This window comes from Pedobacter sp. PF22-3 (genome assembly GCF_026239555.1).
Taxonomy (GTDB): domain Bacteria; phylum Bacteroidota; class Bacteroidia; order Sphingobacteriales; family Sphingobacteriaceae; genus Pedobacter.
This window is the reverse complement of sequence record NZ_JAPIVP010000038.1, coordinates 1-2,267: the sequence shown is the minus strand read 5'-3', so window position 1 is coordinate 2,267 and position 2,267 is coordinate 1. Positions and strand designations below refer to the sequence as shown.

1 protein-coding gene is annotated in these 2,267 nt (G+C 48.8%); it reads right to left on the bottom strand.

The genetic code is table 11. The features are described 5' to 3' along the window. Window positions 1-2,267, bottom strand: a 2,267-nt coding sequence (locus OQX63_RS23190) for a beta strand repeat-containing protein (protein WP_265853164.1), incomplete at both ends; no start/stop codon positions are given.

The following is a 2,267-nucleotide window of genomic DNA, read 5'->3' as shown; positions in this document are numbered from 1 at the left end:
ACCCACCAATACCGGGGCAAAGGTATAGGTCAATGCCGGATCGGCATCACCATAGGTTTTGCTTTTCGCTGCTGCAGTTACCGTAACCGTTTTTGCACCGATCGTTAAATCAGCACCAACATAAGTTAAAGTGTAATTGCTGTTCAAAGCTAATGTACCCTGATTGATTGCATATGTACCCACGTTTTCGCCAGGTGCCCTGGTCAGACTTCCCGTGAAAGTATCTGTACCCACCAATACCGGAGCAAAGGTATAGGTCAATGCCGGATCAGCATCACCATAGGTTTTGCTTTTCGCTGCTGCAGTTACCGTAACCGTTTTTGCACCGATCGTTAAATCAGCACCAACATAAGTTAAAGTGTAATTGCTGTTCAAGGCCAATGTACCCTGGTTGATGGCATAAGTACCCACGTTTTCGCCAGGTGCCCTGGTCAGACTTCCCGTGAAAGTATCTGTCCCCACCAATACCGGGGCAAAGGTATACGTCAATGCCGGATCAGCATCACCGTAAATTTTGCTTTTCGCTGCTGCAGTTACAGTGATGGTTTTTGTGGTTACGGTTAAAGCTGTCGCATTCGATGAAGCTTGTACAAAATCATAATTATTAGCACTTAATCCTGTTCCGGTAATTCCATACGAACCAGCAGGAGAATTTGTAGATGCAGGCGTCGACCAGCTAAGTGTGCCGGTTGCTGTTGAGATGGTTTCCGAATTTACAAATCCAGTAACTGTTCCTGATAAAGTTGGAACAGCGTCACCATAAACTTTAGATGAAGTATTTGCTGTATAAATTAGGGTTGCTTTAGCAACTGTACTTGACGGTATACTCACCGTTGTACTGTTGGCATTAGTGCTTGTTAACGTTACATTCCCGGTAATATTCGTACCCGCTGGCGCATTTGCTTTTAATCTCACATATACCGTTCCGGATACAGTTCCAGAACTTCCGATAGTAACAGAAGAACTGTAGCTCACATTATCAGCACTTACCTCAAAATTACTGGTAGAAGATGGGGTAGCTGTAATACCTGCTGATAAACCCGTACCCGATACCGAGACACTGGTTGATGCCGATGCGGTTCCGTAAGTTGTGCTTAAAGCAGATGGAAAAGTACTGGCTGAAGCAGTAATTACAGAGGGTTGAGTATAAGTAATTGAATATTGACTGGCAGCCGTATTACCGTTGCCAACTGCATCCTGTGCCACATTAGCTGCAATATTGATCGTTACAGCACCATTGGCAGTTGGCGTGGCATTAAAAGTATAAGTCGTTCCATTGCCCGAAAATCCACTAATAGTGGCATTGCCAGGTGTAATATCTCCTGCCACAAAACCCGTTACCGATTCTGAGAACGTAACCGTAAATGGAATTGGTGAAGTACTTGTAGATCCGCCAGTAGCACCTGCACTGCTGCTGATCACAACCGTCGGGGTAAGATTATCCACAGTAGCATTAGTATCATCGGCCGTAGTTGTAGGCCCGACTGAATTTGTAGCGGTTATCGAAACATTTCTGTTTATAGCATCGATAGTACCAGCAGCAATCGTATAGGTTGCTGTCCAGGTGCCGTTATTGTTGACAGCCGAAACTGCAGCACCGCCGCCGAACTGGCTAAAGTCAACTGTTACTGCTGTGATACCCGAATTATTATCACCGCTGGCCGTATTGTCCCAGGTTGCAGTTACGACATCTCCTATTTTAAATGCGCCGCCTGTACCACTCGATCCACTAATGCTGATTTTAGCTGCCGTAACCGTAGGTCTTGCGATATAGGTAAACTGGTCGCTGACACTGGTGGCACTGGTGCCCCCTGTTGTAGTGATGCGGACATCAACGGTGCCTGTTCCTGCCGGTGCGGTCGCCGTGATCTGTGTTGCCGAGTTAACGGTAAAGCCTGTAGCAGCCGTAGCGCCAAAGGTCACCGCGGTAGTCCCGCTGAAGTTGGTGCCGGTAATGGTCACACTAGTGCCTCCACCGGTCGGGCCGCTGGTTGGGCTCAAAGCCGTAACCGTTGGTGCGGCGATATAGGTAAACTGGTCGCTGGCACTGGTCGCACTGGTGCCCCCTGTTGTAGTGATGCGGACATCAACGGTGCCTGTTCCTGCCGGTGCGGTCGCCGTGATCTGTGTTGCCGAGTTAACGGTGAAGCCTGTAGCAGCCGTAGCACCAAAGGTCACCGCGGTAGTCCCGCTGAAGTTGGTGCCGGTAATGGTCACGCTAGTGCCTCCGCTGGCAGGGCCGCTGGTTGGGCTCAAAGCCGTTACAC